This is a genomic window from Paenibacillus sp. Y280, from assembly GCF_056786335.1.
Window position 1 is genome coordinate 140797 of the sequence record NZ_JBXCIW010000013.1, and the last position, 15344, is coordinate 156140.

13 protein-coding genes, 1 tRNA gene and 3 pseudogenes are annotated in these 15344 nt (G+C 41.0%); 14 read left to right on the forward strand and 3 right to left on the reverse strand.

Going from position 1 to position 15344, the window contains the following annotated elements:
• Position 1 precedes the first annotated feature (1 nt).
• Entirely contained in the window at positions 2-598 is a 597-nt protein-coding gene (gene coaE / locus AC1TPC_RS17720) for a dephospho-CoA kinase (protein ID WP_482068135.1), read from the forward strand.
• Positions 595-1161 carry a lytic transglycosylase domain-containing protein gene (locus AC1TPC_RS17725; protein ID WP_482068148.1) on the forward strand — a complete coding sequence of 189 codons (567 nt, stop codon included), beginning with the start codon at positions 595-597 and terminating at the stop codon, positions 1159-1161. The genes coaE and AC1TPC_RS17725 overlap by 4 nt, the downstream gene beginning before the upstream one ends.
• A 106-nt stretch (positions 1162-1267) precedes the next feature.
• Here AC1TPC_RS17725 and AC1TPC_RS17730 read toward each other — a convergent pair whose 3' ends face one another.
• Positions 1268-1486: an alpha/beta-type small acid-soluble spore protein gene (locus AC1TPC_RS17730; RefSeq protein ID WP_169085206.1), complete on the reverse strand. Its 219-nt coding sequence runs from the start codon at positions 1484-1486 to the stop codon at positions 1268-1270.
• Positions 1487-1629: 143 nt separating this feature from the next.
• On the opposite strand from AC1TPC_RS17730, the gene nrdR reads away from it, so the two are divergent.
• The 8 genes and pseudogenes from nrdR to AC1TPC_RS17770 all read left to right on the forward strand — a co-directional run bounded on the left by nrdR (position 1630) and on the right by AC1TPC_RS17770 (position 8609).
• Complete coding sequence (gene nrdR, locus AC1TPC_RS17735) at positions 1630-2112, forward strand: transcriptional regulator NrdR (protein ID WP_053377232.1); 483 nt, start codon at positions 1630-1632, stop codon at positions 2110-2112.
• Between the two features lie 43 nt (positions 2113-2155).
• Positions 2156-2231 (forward strand) — tRNA-Ala (locus tag AC1TPC_RS17740).
• A gap of 983 nt (positions 2232-3214) precedes the next feature.
• The gene (locus tag AC1TPC_RS17745) at positions 3215-4006 is read left to right on the forward strand and encodes a S8 family serine peptidase (protein ID WP_482068136.1); all 792 of its coding nucleotides are present in this window, start codon (positions 3215-3217) and stop codon (positions 4004-4006) included.
• A 152-nt stretch (positions 4007-4158) separates the two neighbouring features.
• Positions 4159-4806, forward strand: coding sequence for a hypothetical protein (locus AC1TPC_RS17750; RefSeq protein WP_482068137.1), 648 nt, complete (start codon positions 4159-4161; stop codon positions 4804-4806).
• A gap of 573 nt (positions 4807-5379) precedes the next feature.
• Positions 5380-5715, forward strand: a pseudogene (locus AC1TPC_RS17755) (DMP19 family protein); the annotation flags it as partial.
• Between the two features lie 224 nt (positions 5716-5939).
• Positions 5940-6278 (forward strand): hypothetical protein, encoded by a 339-nt coding sequence (locus AC1TPC_RS17760; protein ID WP_482068138.1) that lies wholly within the window; start codon positions 5940-5942, stop codon positions 6276-6278.
• Positions 6279-6945: 667 nt separating this feature from the next.
• Positions 6946-7470: an RNA polymerase sigma factor gene (locus AC1TPC_RS17765; RefSeq protein ID WP_482068139.1), complete on the forward strand. Its 525-nt coding sequence runs from the start codon at positions 6946-6948 to the stop codon at positions 7468-7470.
• Positions 7467-8609, forward strand: coding sequence for a hypothetical protein (locus AC1TPC_RS17770; RefSeq protein WP_482068140.1), 1143 nt, complete (start codon positions 7467-7469; stop codon positions 8607-8609). Before AC1TPC_RS17765 ends, AC1TPC_RS17770 begins: the two co-directional genes overlap by 4 nt.
• 481 nt (positions 8610-9090) lie before the next feature.
• Here AC1TPC_RS17770 and AC1TPC_RS17775 read toward each other — a convergent pair.
• Positions 9091-9972, reverse strand: a pseudogene (locus AC1TPC_RS17775) (IS4 family transposase).
• Positions 9969-10241 (reverse strand): DUF4372 domain-containing protein, encoded by a 273-nt coding sequence (locus AC1TPC_RS17780; protein WP_482068141.1) that lies wholly within the window; start codon positions 10239-10241, stop codon positions 9969-9971. The pseudogene AC1TPC_RS17775 and the gene AC1TPC_RS17780 overlap by 4 nt, the downstream one beginning before the upstream one ends.
• Positions 10242-10395: 154 nt before the next feature.
• Here AC1TPC_RS17780 and AC1TPC_RS17785 point away from each other — a divergent pair, with 154 nt between their 5' ends.
• From AC1TPC_RS17785 to AC1TPC_RS17800, 4 genes and pseudogenes are all read left to right on the forward strand, one after another.
• Positions 10396-11229: a hypothetical protein gene (locus tag AC1TPC_RS17785; RefSeq protein ID WP_482068142.1), complete on the forward strand. Its 834-nt coding sequence runs from the start codon at positions 10396-10398 to the stop codon at positions 11227-11229.
• A 101-nt stretch (positions 11230-11330) separates the two neighbouring features.
• A complete protein-coding gene (locus AC1TPC_RS17790; RefSeq protein ID WP_482068143.1) occupies positions 11331-11507 on the forward strand; it encodes a DoxX family protein in 177 nt (58 codons plus the stop codon).
• A 912-nt stretch (positions 11508-12419) separates the two neighbouring features.
• Positions 12420-13123: pseudogene (locus AC1TPC_RS17795) on the forward strand (ABC transporter ATP-binding protein).
• A 2-nt stretch (positions 13124-13125) separates the two neighbouring features.
• Entirely contained in the window at positions 13126-15240 is a 2115-nt protein-coding gene (locus tag AC1TPC_RS17800) for an ABC transporter permease (protein ID WP_482068144.1), read from the forward strand.
• Positions 15241-15344 lie beyond the last annotated feature (104 nt).

Genomic DNA, 15344 nt, shown 5'->3' on the forward strand with positions numbered 1-15344 from the left:
GATGAAAATCGGATTAACCGGCGGTATTGCCAGCGGCAAAAGCACAATCGCTAAAATGCTCGTGGAGCGCGGTGCGCTGCTGGTCGATGCCGATCAAGTTGCAAGGGAGGTTGTCCAACCCGGAGAGTCAGCATTAGAGGCAATCGCCTCTACGTTCGGACAAGCTGTCCTTGCGGCAGACGGATCTCTTGACCGCAAAGCGCTCGGCGAGATCGTATTTCAAGATAAAGCCTCGCTGGCAAAGCTAGAAGCGATCACCCACCCGGCTATACGCCAGAGAATGCAGCAGCGCATACATACGTATGAGGAGCAGTTTCCGGAGCGATTAGTCGTAGCGGATATACCGCTCTTGTATGAAACCAAGCAGGAGCATTTGTACGATGGGATCATGGTTGTCTACGTACCGGCTGAGGTGCAGCAAGCGCGTTTAATGGAAAGAAATCATTTGACCAAGGAAGAAGCACGCCGCCGGGTTGCACTTCAGATGGATATCGAGCAGAAGCGCGAAAAAGCGGATTGGGTCATCGACAATAGCGGAACGCTTGCAGAGACGGAGCGTCAGGTTGAACAATTTTGGAAAAGCAAGTGTTTGCCATGAGAGTGCTCCTTAAGAAAAGAATTCTGCTTGTATTGCTGCTGGGTCTCATAACGATTTTGTTTCTCAAATCGGATTGGCTGGCAACTATGATGTATCCGGTTCATTTCAAGGATGATATTCGTGCGAGTGCTGCTAATTACGGTGTGGAGCCGCATTTGGTAGCTGCGATCATTCGCAGTGAAACAAATTATCGGACAGGCCAGGAATCGAGAAAGGGCGCTTTGGGATTGATGCAAATTATGCCTGATACGGCTGATTGGGTTATTCAAAAAGCGGGTTTTACAGAAGTAACGGAGGATATGCTTAGGCATCGAGCAGATGTCAGCATTGAGGTTGGCGCGTGGTATTTGAAATCGCTGGACCAACAATTTGATCATAATAAGATCGCTGCCATAGCCGCTTACAACGCAGGACCAGGAAATGTAAGGAAGTGGCTTGACTCTGGTTTGTGGGACGGGACAATAGACTCGGTGAAGGAAATACCTTTTGGCGAGACTAGGCACTATGTACAGCGGGTCATATACTATTATAATAAGTATAAGGATTTATACCCGAGCTTCTGATAAAAGATATAATGAATATGCAAATACAACGAAGCCTTGGAGGCCCGTCGCTTCTGGACGGGCCCAGCCAAAGCATCCTTTATTCATACAACATTTAATGAATCAATTATTTGTATTGACCAGCAAGGGATTGCTCGGCAATTTGCACTAGGCGACGGGTAATGTAACCCCCGATGGAGCCAGCGTCTTTTGTAGCCATGTTGCCGTAGTATCCGTCTTGCGGAATTGCGATGCCTAGCTCTTGAGCAACTTCAAATTTCATTTGGTCAAGTGCAGCTGTCGCTTGTGGGACTACTAGTTGGTTACTGCTGCGGGATGCGCTCATGTATGTTCACCTCCTTGCGGTTGGTAAAAGTATTATGTGCAAAAATCAAAACTTCATTACAGGAATTAGTTGGAAATTAAATTAATTTGAGAAGAGCCCCTTTCAAAGGCTCTTGCTAACTAAGAAAGGAGGCAAATTGCAGCATGAAATGTCCATATTGCGACTATGCCGGAACAAAAGTATTGGACTCGAGGCCGGCTAACGAAAACAAATCTATTCGTCGCCGCCGTGAGTGTGAAAAGTGCAGCCGCCGATTCACGACCTTCGAAATGATTGAAGAAACGCCTCTAATCGTCATCAAAAAAGATGGAAGCCGCGAGGAATTCAGCCGCGACAAAATATTACGCGGTCTTATCCGCGCCTGCGAGAAGCGTCCCGTACCGGTGGAACGCCTCGAAGTTATCGTATCCGAGGTTGAGAAGGAGCTTCGCACAACGGCACACGCCGAGGTAGACAGCAGCGATATCGGCGGCATCGTCATGAACGAGCTCTATCCCGTCGACGAGGTAGCCTATGTCCGCTTCGCATCTGTTTATCGTCAGTTCAAGGACATCGATATGTTCATGAAGGAGCTCAACAACCTGCTATCCAAACACCCGCTGAACGGTATGATAGATAAAGATTGACAATTTTGGCGCCCCTATGCTAAGATCAATCTTGTCGTCATTTGGGGCCTTAGCTCAGCTGGGAGAGCGCATCGCTGGCAGCGATGAGGTCAGGGGTTCGATCCCCCTAGGCTCCACCAATAAAACAAATCAACCACGTCCTCTGACGTGGTTTTCTGTTTTATTGGTGGAGAGCCAGGGGGCGAACCCCGGGGTTCAGTCCGCGCGGACGTAGTGAAGTGAGTAGGCTTCGAAGGAATTACTTCTAATGTAGGAGCACGGCGTCTGAATCTACCGCTAAGAGTCCTCGTTGATTAAGCTTCGTCAGCCATTTGATCAAAGATTTAGACATCCCATGATGGATAAGCGAGTTAATACGAGTTGTATCCCCCTAGGCTCCACCATAAAACAACCGCGTAACGCTTGGGTTTCCAAGCGTTTTTTGTTTTTTATGAAGAAAAAATTAACTCCGAATACGGTATGTGGTCACACTTCTGGTCACAGTTGCTATTTTATTGAGGTTTATTTGATGTTTTTTGGTTGTTCGAGGATTCTTAATATTAGCGTTATCGAGGTTTTAAACAATCGCTCTGTCACAAATTGCTGACAGAGCGATTGTTTTTACTTATTCATCAAAGAGCATTTCGCCAAATTGTTTGGCGGTCTCTTGGTGGACACTAGGTAAAACATGGCTATACGTATTCCAGAGTGGTTCGAACATCGAATTATCAAGTATCTTAGGATTAATTTTCTGGCTCAACATGAGTATTAATTTTATGACTGTTTCCAACAGATTGAGCCTCAAGAATCCTAGTCCTCATGGTTTTTATTAGCATTGCTCATAGATAAAGGAATGATTAGTTAAAGGTAAACTTAAGGGGATTATTTCTTTATTTTTAGCAATTTCACTTATTTTTAATCTTAGTGATCATTCTGTTATTGTGAAAAAGTGAGAGAAAAAAGACTAATGATAGTAATGTGGATAGTGTGCCCTGGGGCTTACACTCTATTGGTGTCGATCTCTTAAATAGTAACAACCTTAATGGAAAGCCGATAGATATAGCTGTTCTCGATACAGGAATAGCTCCCCACTCCGATTTGGAGATAAAAGGCGGGGTATCTTTTGTTGAAGGGAATCCTTCTTATTTTGATGACAATGGTCATGGGACACACGTTGCGGTATAATAGGTGCACGTACAATAATGCTGGAATTGTAGGGATTGCACCTTCAGCGAATATTTATTCAGTAAAAGTCCTCGACCAAAATGGAAATGGCAGCTACAGTCAGTTGGTTGAAGGCATTGATTGGGCGATTGAAAATAACAATGATATTATATCTATGAGTCTAGGTGGCACTACTGATAGTCATTTGCTTCACTCTGCAATAAAGACCGCAGTTGACAAAGGTATTATTGTAGTTGCAGCAGCAGGTAACTATGATAGCGGTCGTGATATGATTACATATCCCGCAAAATATCCGGAAGTAGTATCGGTCGGTGCTGTTACGAAATACCACGCTCACTCTGATTTCTCTAGTACAGGGGTAGAATTGGACTTAGTTGCTCCAGGTTCTGAGATTTTCAGCACAGGGTTAAACAATGATTTTCTTAATAAGTCTGGTACTTCTATGACGGCTCCCCATGTCATGGGGGCGATCGCTTTACTTATGACCGAGCATCCAAGTTGGTCTTCCCAAAATATTATTGAAAAGCTATACCACACAGCAACTCCACTTGGTAGCAGAGAAGAGTATGGTTACGGTTTAATCAACATTGCAAAGGCACTTGGGATAATAAATACTCCTATAGAAAGTGTATATGAACTACCTTCCGCAGAGAAGAAATTAAATATTCGGGAAATTGATCAGCAGATTAGCGCGCTTAACTCGAAACTTACGGTACCTGGTGGGAAATGAGTCACCATCGATCAAAAGCTTACGAGTATAACTTGGCGTGGGAAAGTTATATCCAAGGTAACCTGAATGCCACTGCAGCTCAAGTATTACAAAAGGGTAGGGATTTGGCAGTTAAGTACAATCTAACTATTCATTTTTAAAGGAGATTAAGTATGAAATTCTATACCTTGGGAATTGAGGAAGGGCGCAAGAAAAAATATGCGTACGCGATAGAAATAAAGGGCTTTGTGTATGAGCCTATTCACTGTAACGTGTGCGGAGGTACTTGGGGACGGCATCATCTTGACAAGGAATTAATAATAGCAATGACAAATGATAATTTTCCAGACTTTGCTGGACATATGTTTTATATTCTCGTATCAGAACGGGCAAAGAGCATCCTTAATCAGGCACAATTAAGTTCTTTTAAGTTTATTGATGTACGAACTTTGTCAAGGGAAGAGATTTCACCTGAAAAGTTAAAAGATTTGCGTAATGAAGGTGAGAATGTCAAGAAAATTGCTATTTCTCCTCCCCCTTACTACTTGCTTAGAACGCATAAAGCAGCTAGACTTCATCCTGATACACAGATTGGTGTTATGGAGTGTAAGGAATGTGGTTATCATGCTCCGTATACTCTGGGAATGGATTATGTTTCGTGTGAAACTCTTAAAATTATTGATTTAAAGTCCTGGGATGGAAGTGATCTTTTTCTTGTGGAAAATTTCTCGGAATTAATATTCTGTACTGAAAATTTTGTCGATTTGTATAATAATCACGAATTGACAGGTCTGCGTTTCCAAGAAGTGAATGCTCAATAAAATTAGTTTCCTAGTAGCCCGTACATCGATGTACGGGCTTTATTTGTTAATATTGACTCTGATAACGTATATTATTTAGGTAAGTATCAAACAGCACCCACCATAAAGACAAAAATGAGGGCTTAATTTAAATCTGGAGGTTTGAAGAAATGCCGCTTAATGATATCTTGAAAAAAATTGATGAAAATTTTCTAAATAACAAAACGAGATTACTCAGCTTTTATGATTCAGACTTTGATAGATACAGTAAAAGATATATATAATAATACAGATTATGAATGGTTTAAGAAGATTAGATAAAGCAAGCCTACTCTAACCAGCCTCAAACAGTCTCAGCAAGACACTCAGGCGAATTGTGGTTTGGCACAGCTACGGTTCGCTTTTCTGAACCATACGTATATTAAGTCAGAGACTAATGTTAAGAAGGGAATTGAGAAAATACGTAGAAATATATATAATTCTTTTAAATGAGGTGCTTTCATGGGCGTATTAAAGTATGAAGATTGGCAAAAACATTGGCAAAAACTTTTTGAAAAACTTGATGCGGAAGGTTATGAATGACTTACCCCTGATGAAAAAACATGGTACAACGTAAGAGGAGTAATTGATAGTATTGGTAACGGTGGAATTATCAGTTTTTACTATAATCATGGTGCGGATACATTAGATGATACTATGGAAGACCTACAAAAACTTAATGCGTCTGAGGTAGTTAACCTTCTAAAACAGGTGAATGTTTTATTTCCTAATGGAAAACCGTCCAATGATGTTGATGAAAGAAATGAGATAATTGACTCATGGGATGGAGAACATGAAGACTTATTTGAAACATTAGACGAACGGTTCTATATATTGGAAAGTGACTTAGAATTGAAGTTAGATTCAGTTGTACAACGAATTATCCAATAGAGAGCTGGTCGTAGAGTCGCTGATCCGTGGCATCAACGTTGATCCTAATTAGATTTGTGAATCATTCGATCAATTTGATCCCTTTCTCCAAGAAGCGGCATTCAACCAGACCAACGAGTTTTGTCTAAAATGCGTAAGCGTCTATGATCAGTCAGGCGATTATCGGCTGCTGGAGGTAGCGGCATATATCTATAATAAATTCCGGGGAACACTCGAAGAAGCAGATGCCCCTTGATCCGATCGTCCTGATCAACCAGTATCAGATTCAAAAGCGCAACGAAGGCCATCTACCGAAATGGAAAACATTCGGCTATATCAACTCAAGAAGGAAGCTATGGTCGCTGCAAAAGCTTGCAAAACTACAAAAGGGAAGCGTTAAAGGGTTTATTAAGGAAAATAAACAAATTAGTGATTTGGGTGTTATTGATAAAAGAACACAGAATGAAATAGAAAAAATACTTCAAATTAGGCATTTATATGCTCATAGAAATGGAATTGTTGATGAAAAATTCACCAATAAAACAAATCAACCACGTCCTCTGACGTGGTTTTCTGTTTTATAGGTGGAGAGCCAGGGAGCGAACCCCGGGGTTCAGTCCGCGCGGACGGAGCGAATGCGGAGGAGCACGGCGTCTGAATCTACCGCTGAAAGTCCTCTTTGAATTCGCTTCGTCAGCCATTTGATCGAAGATTCGGACATCCCATGATGGATAAGCGAGTTAGTACGAGCTGTATCCCCCTAGGCTCCACCAATATCCAAATCATAAACGACAAAAATGTCGTTTTTTTTATTTGTGTTTCCGAATTCTGCTCATGCGGAGAGCTTAATATTAATGGCTCGTAACTGATATAGATTAGATTTGGCAGTGTGGCTCTAAAGAGGTAATCGATTTAGCTGTTTTTGAGTTTATAATAAATCCCCCCCACCCAAGGTAACATCTACAAACCTTAGGTGGGGGGATTTTTATATGAATGCTTTGAACGAAAAGTTCACTACGAAACCTACTGATGAAGTACGCACCCGAAATCGTTATTCCTGGATCGGACTGGAATTGGTCCATGCTTAATGGGGCGGGTTGCCCTGAGTAGTAATTATACTCCTGCGATTTTTTGTATTTCGGTGGGTTTTTATCATATTATACATATCTAGAAAAATGCTGCAATCTAGTGAACCAATCACAAGGTTGTTACAATATATAAGTGAATGATCATTCGGAGAGGAGTAGCTACTTGAATATTGAAGAGTTGAGTGATCTAGTAAAGCAGCATGGTAAAGCGATTTACGGATTCTGCTATAAGCTTTCGGGAAATAAGGCGGATACGGATGATCTCTATCAGGAAACCTTCCTCAAAGCGATGGAGGTTCGTCATAAAATGGATATGAATAAAAATCCAAAGGGGTTTCTCATCACTATTGCAATTAGATTACGCAAAAACAAACGCCGAAAATTTGCTTGGAGGCAAAGGATTGTGCCTACAACTGAGCTTAACGAGTCTGTGAACAAGGTCTGCTGCACGAATGAAGAAACAACGCCTGAGGAAGTGATGTTATCTAATGAGCTTCGCAGTATGGTTCAGGCTGCTACAGAGAGGTTGGATGATAAGCCGAAAATTCCGCTACTAATGTATTATACTGCAGAAATGTCTGTCGATGAGATTTCGTTAGTACTGAGGATTCCGTCAGGAACAGTCAAAAGCAGGCTTTTTAAAGCACGAAAAGTTATGAAAAAGATATTGGAGGTTGAATCCCTATGAATGATTCTGAAAAATGGGATCGGCTGCTCAAGCAAGCCCTCGCTTCGACCATGGAGCCCGAAGAGGAAATAAATCAAAGTATTATAAACCGATTTAAAGAGAGAAATCATATGAAACGTGGTAATAGAAAGCGGGTTTCCGTAGGGTTGTTGGTTGTCGTACTGACACTTGTCATGTCCATAACGGCTTTCGCGGCCACGCAGCTTTTTAGTTCCAAGGAGATTGCTGAACATATTGGAGATCGTAGTCTGGCAGAAGCCTTTGAAAGCAGAGATGCAGTCGAAATTAATCAAACGATCGCTTCAGGCGACTACAAGATTACATTGCACGGCATCGTCTCCGGGACACGGCTGAGCGAATTCAGCAGTTCTGCTCAAGATGTTTATCCCTACAGAACGTATGCTGTTGTATCCATCGCCAGACAGGACGGTAGCCCAATGCCGGATACAAACGACCCGGAATACGTAAAGGAGTCGTTCTTAGTTTCACCTCTTATTAAAGGTCAGAAGCCGTGGCAGGTAAACATCATGACGATGAATGGCAGTTACAATGAAATTGTGAGAGACGGAATTGTGTACAGATTGATTGAATGCGATGGAGTGGAGATTTTTGCCGATCGAGGAGTATATATGGCTATCAGCAGCGACAATTTCTATAACAACCAATCGTTTGCTTATAACGAAGCCACAGGTGAAATAAGCCCTAATGTGGATGCAAAAGGAATTTCGGTTGTATTCGATCTTCCGCTGGACCTATCCAAAGCAGACCCAGCCAAGGCTGAAGCTTATTTGCAGGAGTTGTTGAAAGAACCGTCAGTCGGCACCGCAAATGAAGAGGCCGCTATTGATGATGAGGAAGCAGAATGGACGAACAAATTTGAGCAATTAAAGAAAGAAATACCTGATGGAACGGTCATCCCCGGATCTGTTAAAGAAGTTACCTATGACGATAAAGGTCTAATCAACTATGAGCATGATGGAAAGGTCGTTAAGATATTACCAGATATGTTATTTGAAGAAGGCCAAACGGGTTCGTCCGAGGCCGTTAACATCTATGGGGGCGAGGGGAATTACAGGGCGCTTCAATTTTCCAGAGATGAATACGGTGTTATTACTGGCAAAGTAATTGAATTGAATTAGTATACTCCGGCAAGAGTAATTTTGCTTTTGCCGGTTTTTTGTATTGATATTTTTTTGTTGAATGAAACGAAGAATGCGGTGTGCTGTGCGTCGCTTATCAGGAAAAAGCATATTGGAGCCACTAAGCCCGAGCGCAAACGAAGCTCGGGTTTTTATGCACTTGGAGGAACGTATTGTTACGTTAATAACTACAAAGGGAGGGGCTTCATTGAAAGCTACTATTTTTTATTCTTGGCAATCAGATCTATCAAATAGCACTAACCGTAGTTTTATTGAGAATGCAATTAAGAAAGCAATTAAGAAAGCATTTAAAAGCTCATTAGCGTTGCATAAACTCTGATGTACTTTCTGTCTGAAAATGAAGACAATTTTTTTTTGATCCGAAATCCAAAAGGTCGAGCGCCTATTAGAGGTAGCTCTATCCATTTGGATTAATTATACAAATATGTTCACATGAGTAAATAACAGCTGCGCTTGTCGATCAGTCGACGGTCAGTCTTCGTCGTCTCCCTAAAGATATTCGACTCGGTTTCTGCTTCATCCGCTGGAGCCACTCGGCGTAAGGCTGCCACAATAATTTCGTCAGCCAGCGACTCAGTTGCAACAAGCTATGGTCAACTTTTGTCTCTAGCTTAACGAGCAAGAGCAAGCAGAAGGCGATCAGTGCGATCCAAATCTGGTTGTGCACGGCACGATCACTTTGGCCGTGAAAATGCTTGATCCGCAGATGTTGCTTCATCCACTTGAAGAACGTTTCAATCGCCCAGCGACTTCGATACATGTCGCTAATTTCGTCACAAGAGAGATCGAATCGATCCGTAACCAGAAACAGCAGATTGCCTTGCGAGTCTTCGGTTTGAACAATCCGCTGCTTGTGTTTCATTTTCTTCTGCTTTGATCCTACACGTACGATGACGTCTTCGCTGACCCTGCTTTCTGCCTTGATTTCAAGAAATTCAAGTGGCTCCAAGCAAGCGTTGTTCTTGAGCCGAGTGACGAAAGAAATGCCGCTTTCGCAGTAGCGATCGAATGCTGCATAGTCGATTTAGCCACGGTCAAACACATAAGTGACGCCTGATTCATCGACAAGCTCATCAAGCTGGGTGCGGTCTTTCTTCTTAGCAGCCGTGATCGTCGCCTTATTCGGTATAACTTCATGTTCGCCGACAAATGCCAATCGCATATGGAGTTTGATGCCCGCCTTCGTCTTGCGAAACGTTGCCCATTTGTACTTTTGCAAGCATAGGACCACCGTTGACGAGTCAATAATCTTGATCGAATGGCGATGAGTCGGGGCGTGGTATGTCGCAAAAACCCGTTTGACGAGACGCTCGAACACCTGCTGGAGCAACTCTGGCTTCACCTGTTTGTGCTTACGCTGAGCTGAGCTGCCGAAATCGATGTGAGCCCAAGTTCCTCTTGAAATGCCTTACTGAGCACATCGTCAGCGATATGCCGAAGTCCTTCTCTGCCTTGTAAATGTACATGCAAGAACAGCTTTAAGTACGCAGATGTCGTTAACTTTTTCGTGTATTTATCTTGCCGGGTTTCAGACACCCGATCTGTGAACGTTCTCGTACATATTGGCGATAACCATTTACCAAACGAAGAAAATAGCATATGCTTGTCCATGAGATGATCTTTTTCAGTGGATTATGGACAGGGATACCTACCATATATATTGTAAAGGATTTTTTTATGCGCAAGTTAAGATAAGACAGAAAGTTATGAAAATTCAGAGAACATTAATGCAACGCTAGTGATTTAATGTATAGGAGGAATATGAATGGTTAAGAGACTAAAACTTTTAATTCCTGTGTTTCTTCTAATTGTAATCTGTATAGGTTCTCTATTCTATATTATAAATCGAAATACACTACTAGGACAGAGCGTGGGGGGGGCGAACGTAGAGGGAGAATCCCCATCTAGTGAAACGAAAACACCAACAGCTGATGATGTAGTGAAAATGTATATTGATCTTATGAAAAACCAAAAATTCGCAGAATTAATTAATAAGTATCCAAATGTACCAATAGGTATGGTTGATACAGAGTCAGTATTTAATAGAGATCAAAAAACGTTAGAAGAAGCGGAAAAAGAGGGTTTTAAGTCTTCCGAAAATATGGATCTTTCAGAGAAATTAAAGGAACAACATAATTATGTTCAATCATTATTTGGAGATACTGCATGGGATAATGTCACGTACGTTCTAGTTTCAGCGCCAGCACCAGAAGTATATGAAGCAGGGATAGAGAAATCAACAGGGAAAGTTCTGTCAGAGGAAGAAGGAAGGGATTTAAATAAGCAGTATTGGAGTGAAATAGCCACCAGTGAAGGCCTAACTGTTGAGGAGTTTTTTGCGGATAATACAGCAAAAGAAAAACTTAAAGCAAAGATTGATGATATTATATCTAAATATGAAAAAGATGAACCAATAGAAATAAAAAATCTTCCTCAATATGAATTTTACAAGGCTAATCTGTCCTTCTTAGGATTAAGTGCAGCATCATCAGGAGAAACTGATTTTCATATCCAAATATCTAATAAAGATGGAGAATGGTCACTTTATGACGGATTGCAATGGATTACTCCGGATACAGGGTCGGATGGGGATATTTAATAGCACCAATACTACTTTTATGTAATTTATTAGTTAGCTCCAGCGATATATGCTGGAGCTTTTTTATATCCATCGTTCTTCAAAGTTGGCTGCTTTTTTCGATGACATTCTTTGGCGGGAGCAATATTGCAGGAGCCAAGCATCAAATTGAACTGTTTGATTCGATTAATCTTCGGCATTGGTTCTGCGTCATTACGGGTTATGTTCAAATTGTTGGAGGCATTGGACTCATTAGCGGCTACTGTATCCAGGGATTGCCACTTGGACGGGAATATTAATAGTCATTATGATGCTATTGGCGTGCCTTTCGCATTTCAGAGTCAAACATCGATAGGAAAAATGATACCGGCCTTATTGAATCTTGTGATAGCTATTGCAGTAGTATTCTTATATGCAGACGAACTACCCCATCTTTTTGAGTAAGTTCATACCTATGGTAGTGAAATACCCAATGGTGGGAGAGCGCATCGCTAACAGCGATGAGGTCAGGTGTTTAGTCCGCGCACAGGGAGTGGGAAGGGAAACTTCGAAGAAATAACTCCAAACGGACGAGAACGGCGTCTGAATCTACCGCTGAAAGTCCTCTTTGAATTCGCTTCGTCAGCCATTTGATCGAAGATTCGGACATCCCGTGATGGGTAAGCGAGTTAGTACGAGCTGTATCCCTCTAGGCTCCTCCACCAAACACAAATTTTAAACACGCCGAATCAGGCGTGTTTTTTGTGTTTGGTTGAGCCCAAGAAGAGGCGGACCCCAGGGTTCAGTCCGCGCGGACGTAGTGAAGTGAGTAGACTTCGAAGGAATACATCTAATATAGGAGCACGGCGTCTAAAGCTACCGCTAAAAGTCCTCTTTGAATTCGCTTCGTCAGCTATTCGATCAAAGATTCGGACATCCCATGATGGAAAGACGAGCTAATGCAAGTCGTACCCCCTAGGGAAGGAACCCGACTTTGGTCCAGCTGTAGGAGAGTTTCGGGAAGGTTTTTTCATTCTTTAGCATTACGTATAATCAGCTTAACACCAAACTAGTAACATTGATCCAGAAATAGAAGAAGAAGGAAGGGAGGCGATGATGCATCCGCAGCTAAGCGGGTGGGATTCCGTTTGTCAGTTTGGCCATACTGACGGGGTTCATGTTGTTCTTCGGTCTTACATATCAAAAAATACGATATTTAGGAGATGTAATAAGTGAAGAAGTTAATCGAATTCAAAGAAGTATCGAAAGAATACAAAATCGGAGAAGTGCCAATCAAGGCGCTGGATGGAGTTGATTTTTCCATATCAGAGGGGGAATTCGTCGTTATTTTAGGCGCAAGCGGTGCCGGTAAAAGTACGATTTTGAATATACTTGGCGGCATGGATACGGCTTCCTCAGGTCAAGTATTTGTTGGTGATCAAGAAATAACAAGATTAAACGAAAGAAAATTAACACAATATCGCGGTGAGAAAGTTGGCTTTGTATTTCAATTCTATAACCTGATTCCGAATTTAAACGCTCTTGAAAATGTTGAATTTGCCGCTGAAGTATGTAAAAACCATCTGGATGCTAAAGATATTTTATCCAAAGTCGGATTAAAGAATCGTATCAAAAACTTCCCTTCCCAGCTCTCTGGAGGAGAACAACAAAGAGTTGCTATAGCTAGAGCTGTTGCAAAAAATCCTTCACTCTTACTTTGTGATGAACCAACCGGAGCATTGGATTATGTTACAGGTAAGTCGTCTTAAAGCTTCTTCAAGATTTGAACAAGGAAACGAAAAAGTGCGTCGTTTTGGTCACGCATAATTCCGCTATTGCTCCTATGGCTGACAAAATTATTAAGGTTAAAAGCGGAAAGATAGAAAGCGTTACGATTAATGATGTTAAACAAAGTGTTGAAGGGATTGAGTGGTGATAATGAAATTATTTTTGAAATCAATAAGGGATATAAAAAAATCTATAGGGCAATTTATAGCCCTTGTTTTGGTTATCGCAGTAGGAGCTTTTTTCTATGCGGGGCTGGTAACTTATAGTGATAATCTTAGCGCATATTCGAAGGTTTACTTTAATGAACATAATTTATTCGACTTAAATGTGTATTACAGTCAAATTTCCAAAAAAGATGTGGCGGGTTTAAACGAAATTGAAGGTGTAAATAAAATTGAAGGACGTTATACCCTTGATGTCGCGCAAGCCTTTGATGATTATAAAGCATCATTAAAAATTCATTCGATCCCTGTAAAAAATGAAATAAACACGCTTACTATGATTGAGGGGAGTATTCCGTCAAAAAAGGGTGAGATCGTATTAGATTCCCATTATGCGAAAGAGCATCAATACCGTGTCGGTGATCAAATCCGTATAAGCGCAAATGAAAGAATGATTCAGCTTAAAATTAGCGGCTTGGGAGAGAATGTAGAACATACAAAAAAGAACGATATCCAAGACCATAAAGCCTACGGTATAGCTTATATGGCCGAAGAGACAATACCTGAGATCGCAGGCGACTTTTACTATAATGAAATCATGATTGATGCTAAAGAAGGTTACGATATTGACCAAATAGGTAAATCAATTGAAGCGCAATCCAAACAAAAACAGCTTGCTTATTTAAACCAAGTAAGCAAAGAACGTACTTTCAATTATTCCCAAATAAATGCAACGATTCAAAATAATAACTTGATGAGCAAGGTTATACCTTTCGTTTTCTTTGTGATTGAAGCGATTATCCTATTTCTTGCCATGTCGAGGATTATTGATTCTCAAAGAAATCAAGTAGGTATTATGAAGGCTTTGGGTGTAAAAGACAGAAGCATCATGCTTCATTACATGGGATTCCCTGTGCTGGTAGGTATAATAGGTTCCATCTTAGGGTGTATCATTGCCGCTCTTGTATTTGTACCATTAATAACTGCATCAAATGCAAGGGCTTACTCTCTGCCTGACATTAGATTCACGCTTTCTTTTTATTCGATCATTCCTCCCGTCATATTCTCCAGTGCTTTTGGACTTCTGTCATGCTACTTAAGCGGTAGAACCATTTTAAAAGAACATGCGGCTCAAGCTATGCGTCCTAAACCGCCAAAGAAGATGAAAAAGCTATTAATAGAAAGAGTTCCGGGTCTATGGAGTCATATTCCCTACAGCTACAAACTCATTTTGAGAAATATATTATTAAATAAACAAAAAGCTTTAGCTACCTCAACTGGTGTTGTTGTAAGCACTGTTTTATTGATAACTGCTTTTGGCACTGGAGCGTCCTTGCTAAAAGTAGCTGACCAAATAGAAGATGTTTACTCCTATGATCTAAGAGTAGATTATTCGATGGGATCAGCTTCAGATACGATAAAACTACCCGCTGGTATTAAAAACAGCTTTTTGTTATCCACCTTCCCTGTTGAATTCATACAAGATGATGAAAAAGAAAATGCTACTCTAGTTGTTACTGAAAAAGAAAACAGTCTCATTCATTTCTTTGACGAAAATGACAATAGAATATCATTAGAAAATAACGGTGTGCTAGTACCCAAGTCTTACGCCGACAAATACCGTATTTCAGAAGGGGAAGTAATAAAAATAAAGTTCACAGCACCGGAGCTTAAAAATAAATCTGTAGATATGAAGGTTTTAAAAATATCTACACAGTATTCGTATCCGTCGTTTTATTCCACACCGGACTATTTACAGAGCCTTGACATCGACTACAATCCAACCTCGATTTTAGTTGAAGCAAATAGCTCTGCGGATCTTATAAGCGCTCGCAGCTTATTTGAACAAGATCCTCACGTAGATACTATTACAGATAAGGATGATCTAAAGAAATCAGCTCAATATATTTTGGAACAAAACAGTTTTGTATTTATCATGTTTATCATTTGTGCCGGTATACTCTCCTTCGGCGCCATTTATACGATATCTTCAATAAACATTTATGAAAGGAATCGTGAGCTTGCAACACTTAAGGTATTAGGCTACCAAAAAAATAAAATAAATAAACTTATATTTTTTGAAAACTTCATCCTGAATCCGTGACACCTCAGTAATCTCAACCGTATGGCACATGGATCATCTTCCAATCTGACCCAATAGCCAAATTCAGCTGTTTCAGGGTAACTCAAAACAGAACCCTTGCTCTC

What these genes read in the sequence shown, in the direction of transcription:
- coaE (WP_482068135.1), top strand. Translation starts at nt 2, where the DNA reads ATGAAAATCGGATTAACCGGCGGTATTGCCAGCGGCAAAAGCACAATC.
- AC1TPC_RS17725 (WP_482068148.1), top strand. Translation starts at nt 595, where the DNA reads ATGAGAGTGCTCCTTAAGAAAAGAATTCTGCTTGTATTGCTGCTGGGT.
- AC1TPC_RS17730 (WP_169085206.1), bottom strand. Translation starts at nt 1,486, where the DNA reads ATGAGCGCATCCCGCAGCAGTAACCAACTAGTAGTCCCACAAGCGACA.
- nrdR (WP_053377232.1), top strand. Translation starts at nt 1,630, where the DNA reads ATGAAATGTCCATATTGCGACTATGCCGGAACAAAAGTATTGGACTCG.
- AC1TPC_RS17750 (WP_482068137.1), top strand. Translation starts at nt 4,159, where the DNA reads ATGAAATTCTATACCTTGGGAATTGAGGAAGGGCGCAAGAAAAAATAT.
- AC1TPC_RS17760 (WP_482068138.1), top strand. Translation starts at nt 5,940, where the DNA reads ATGCCCCTTGATCCGATCGTCCTGATCAACCAGTATCAGATTCAAAAG.
- AC1TPC_RS17770 (WP_482068140.1), top strand. Translation starts at nt 7,467, where the DNA reads ATGAATGATTCTGAAAAATGGGATCGGCTGCTCAAGCAAGCCCTCGCT.
- AC1TPC_RS17780 (WP_482068141.1), bottom strand. Translation starts at nt 10,241, where the DNA reads ATGGACAAGCATATGCTATTTTCTTCGTTTGGTAAATGGTTATCGCCA.
- AC1TPC_RS17785 (WP_482068142.1), top strand. Translation starts at nt 10,396, where the DNA reads ATGGTTAAGAGACTAAAACTTTTAATTCCTGTGTTTCTTCTAATTGTA.
- AC1TPC_RS17790 (WP_482068143.1), top strand. Translation starts at nt 11,331, where the DNA reads ATGACATTCTTTGGCGGGAGCAATATTGCAGGAGCCAAGCATCAAATT.
- AC1TPC_RS17800 (WP_482068144.1), top strand. Translation starts at nt 13,126, where the DNA reads ATGAAATTATTTTTGAAATCAATAAGGGATATAAAAAAATCTATAGGG.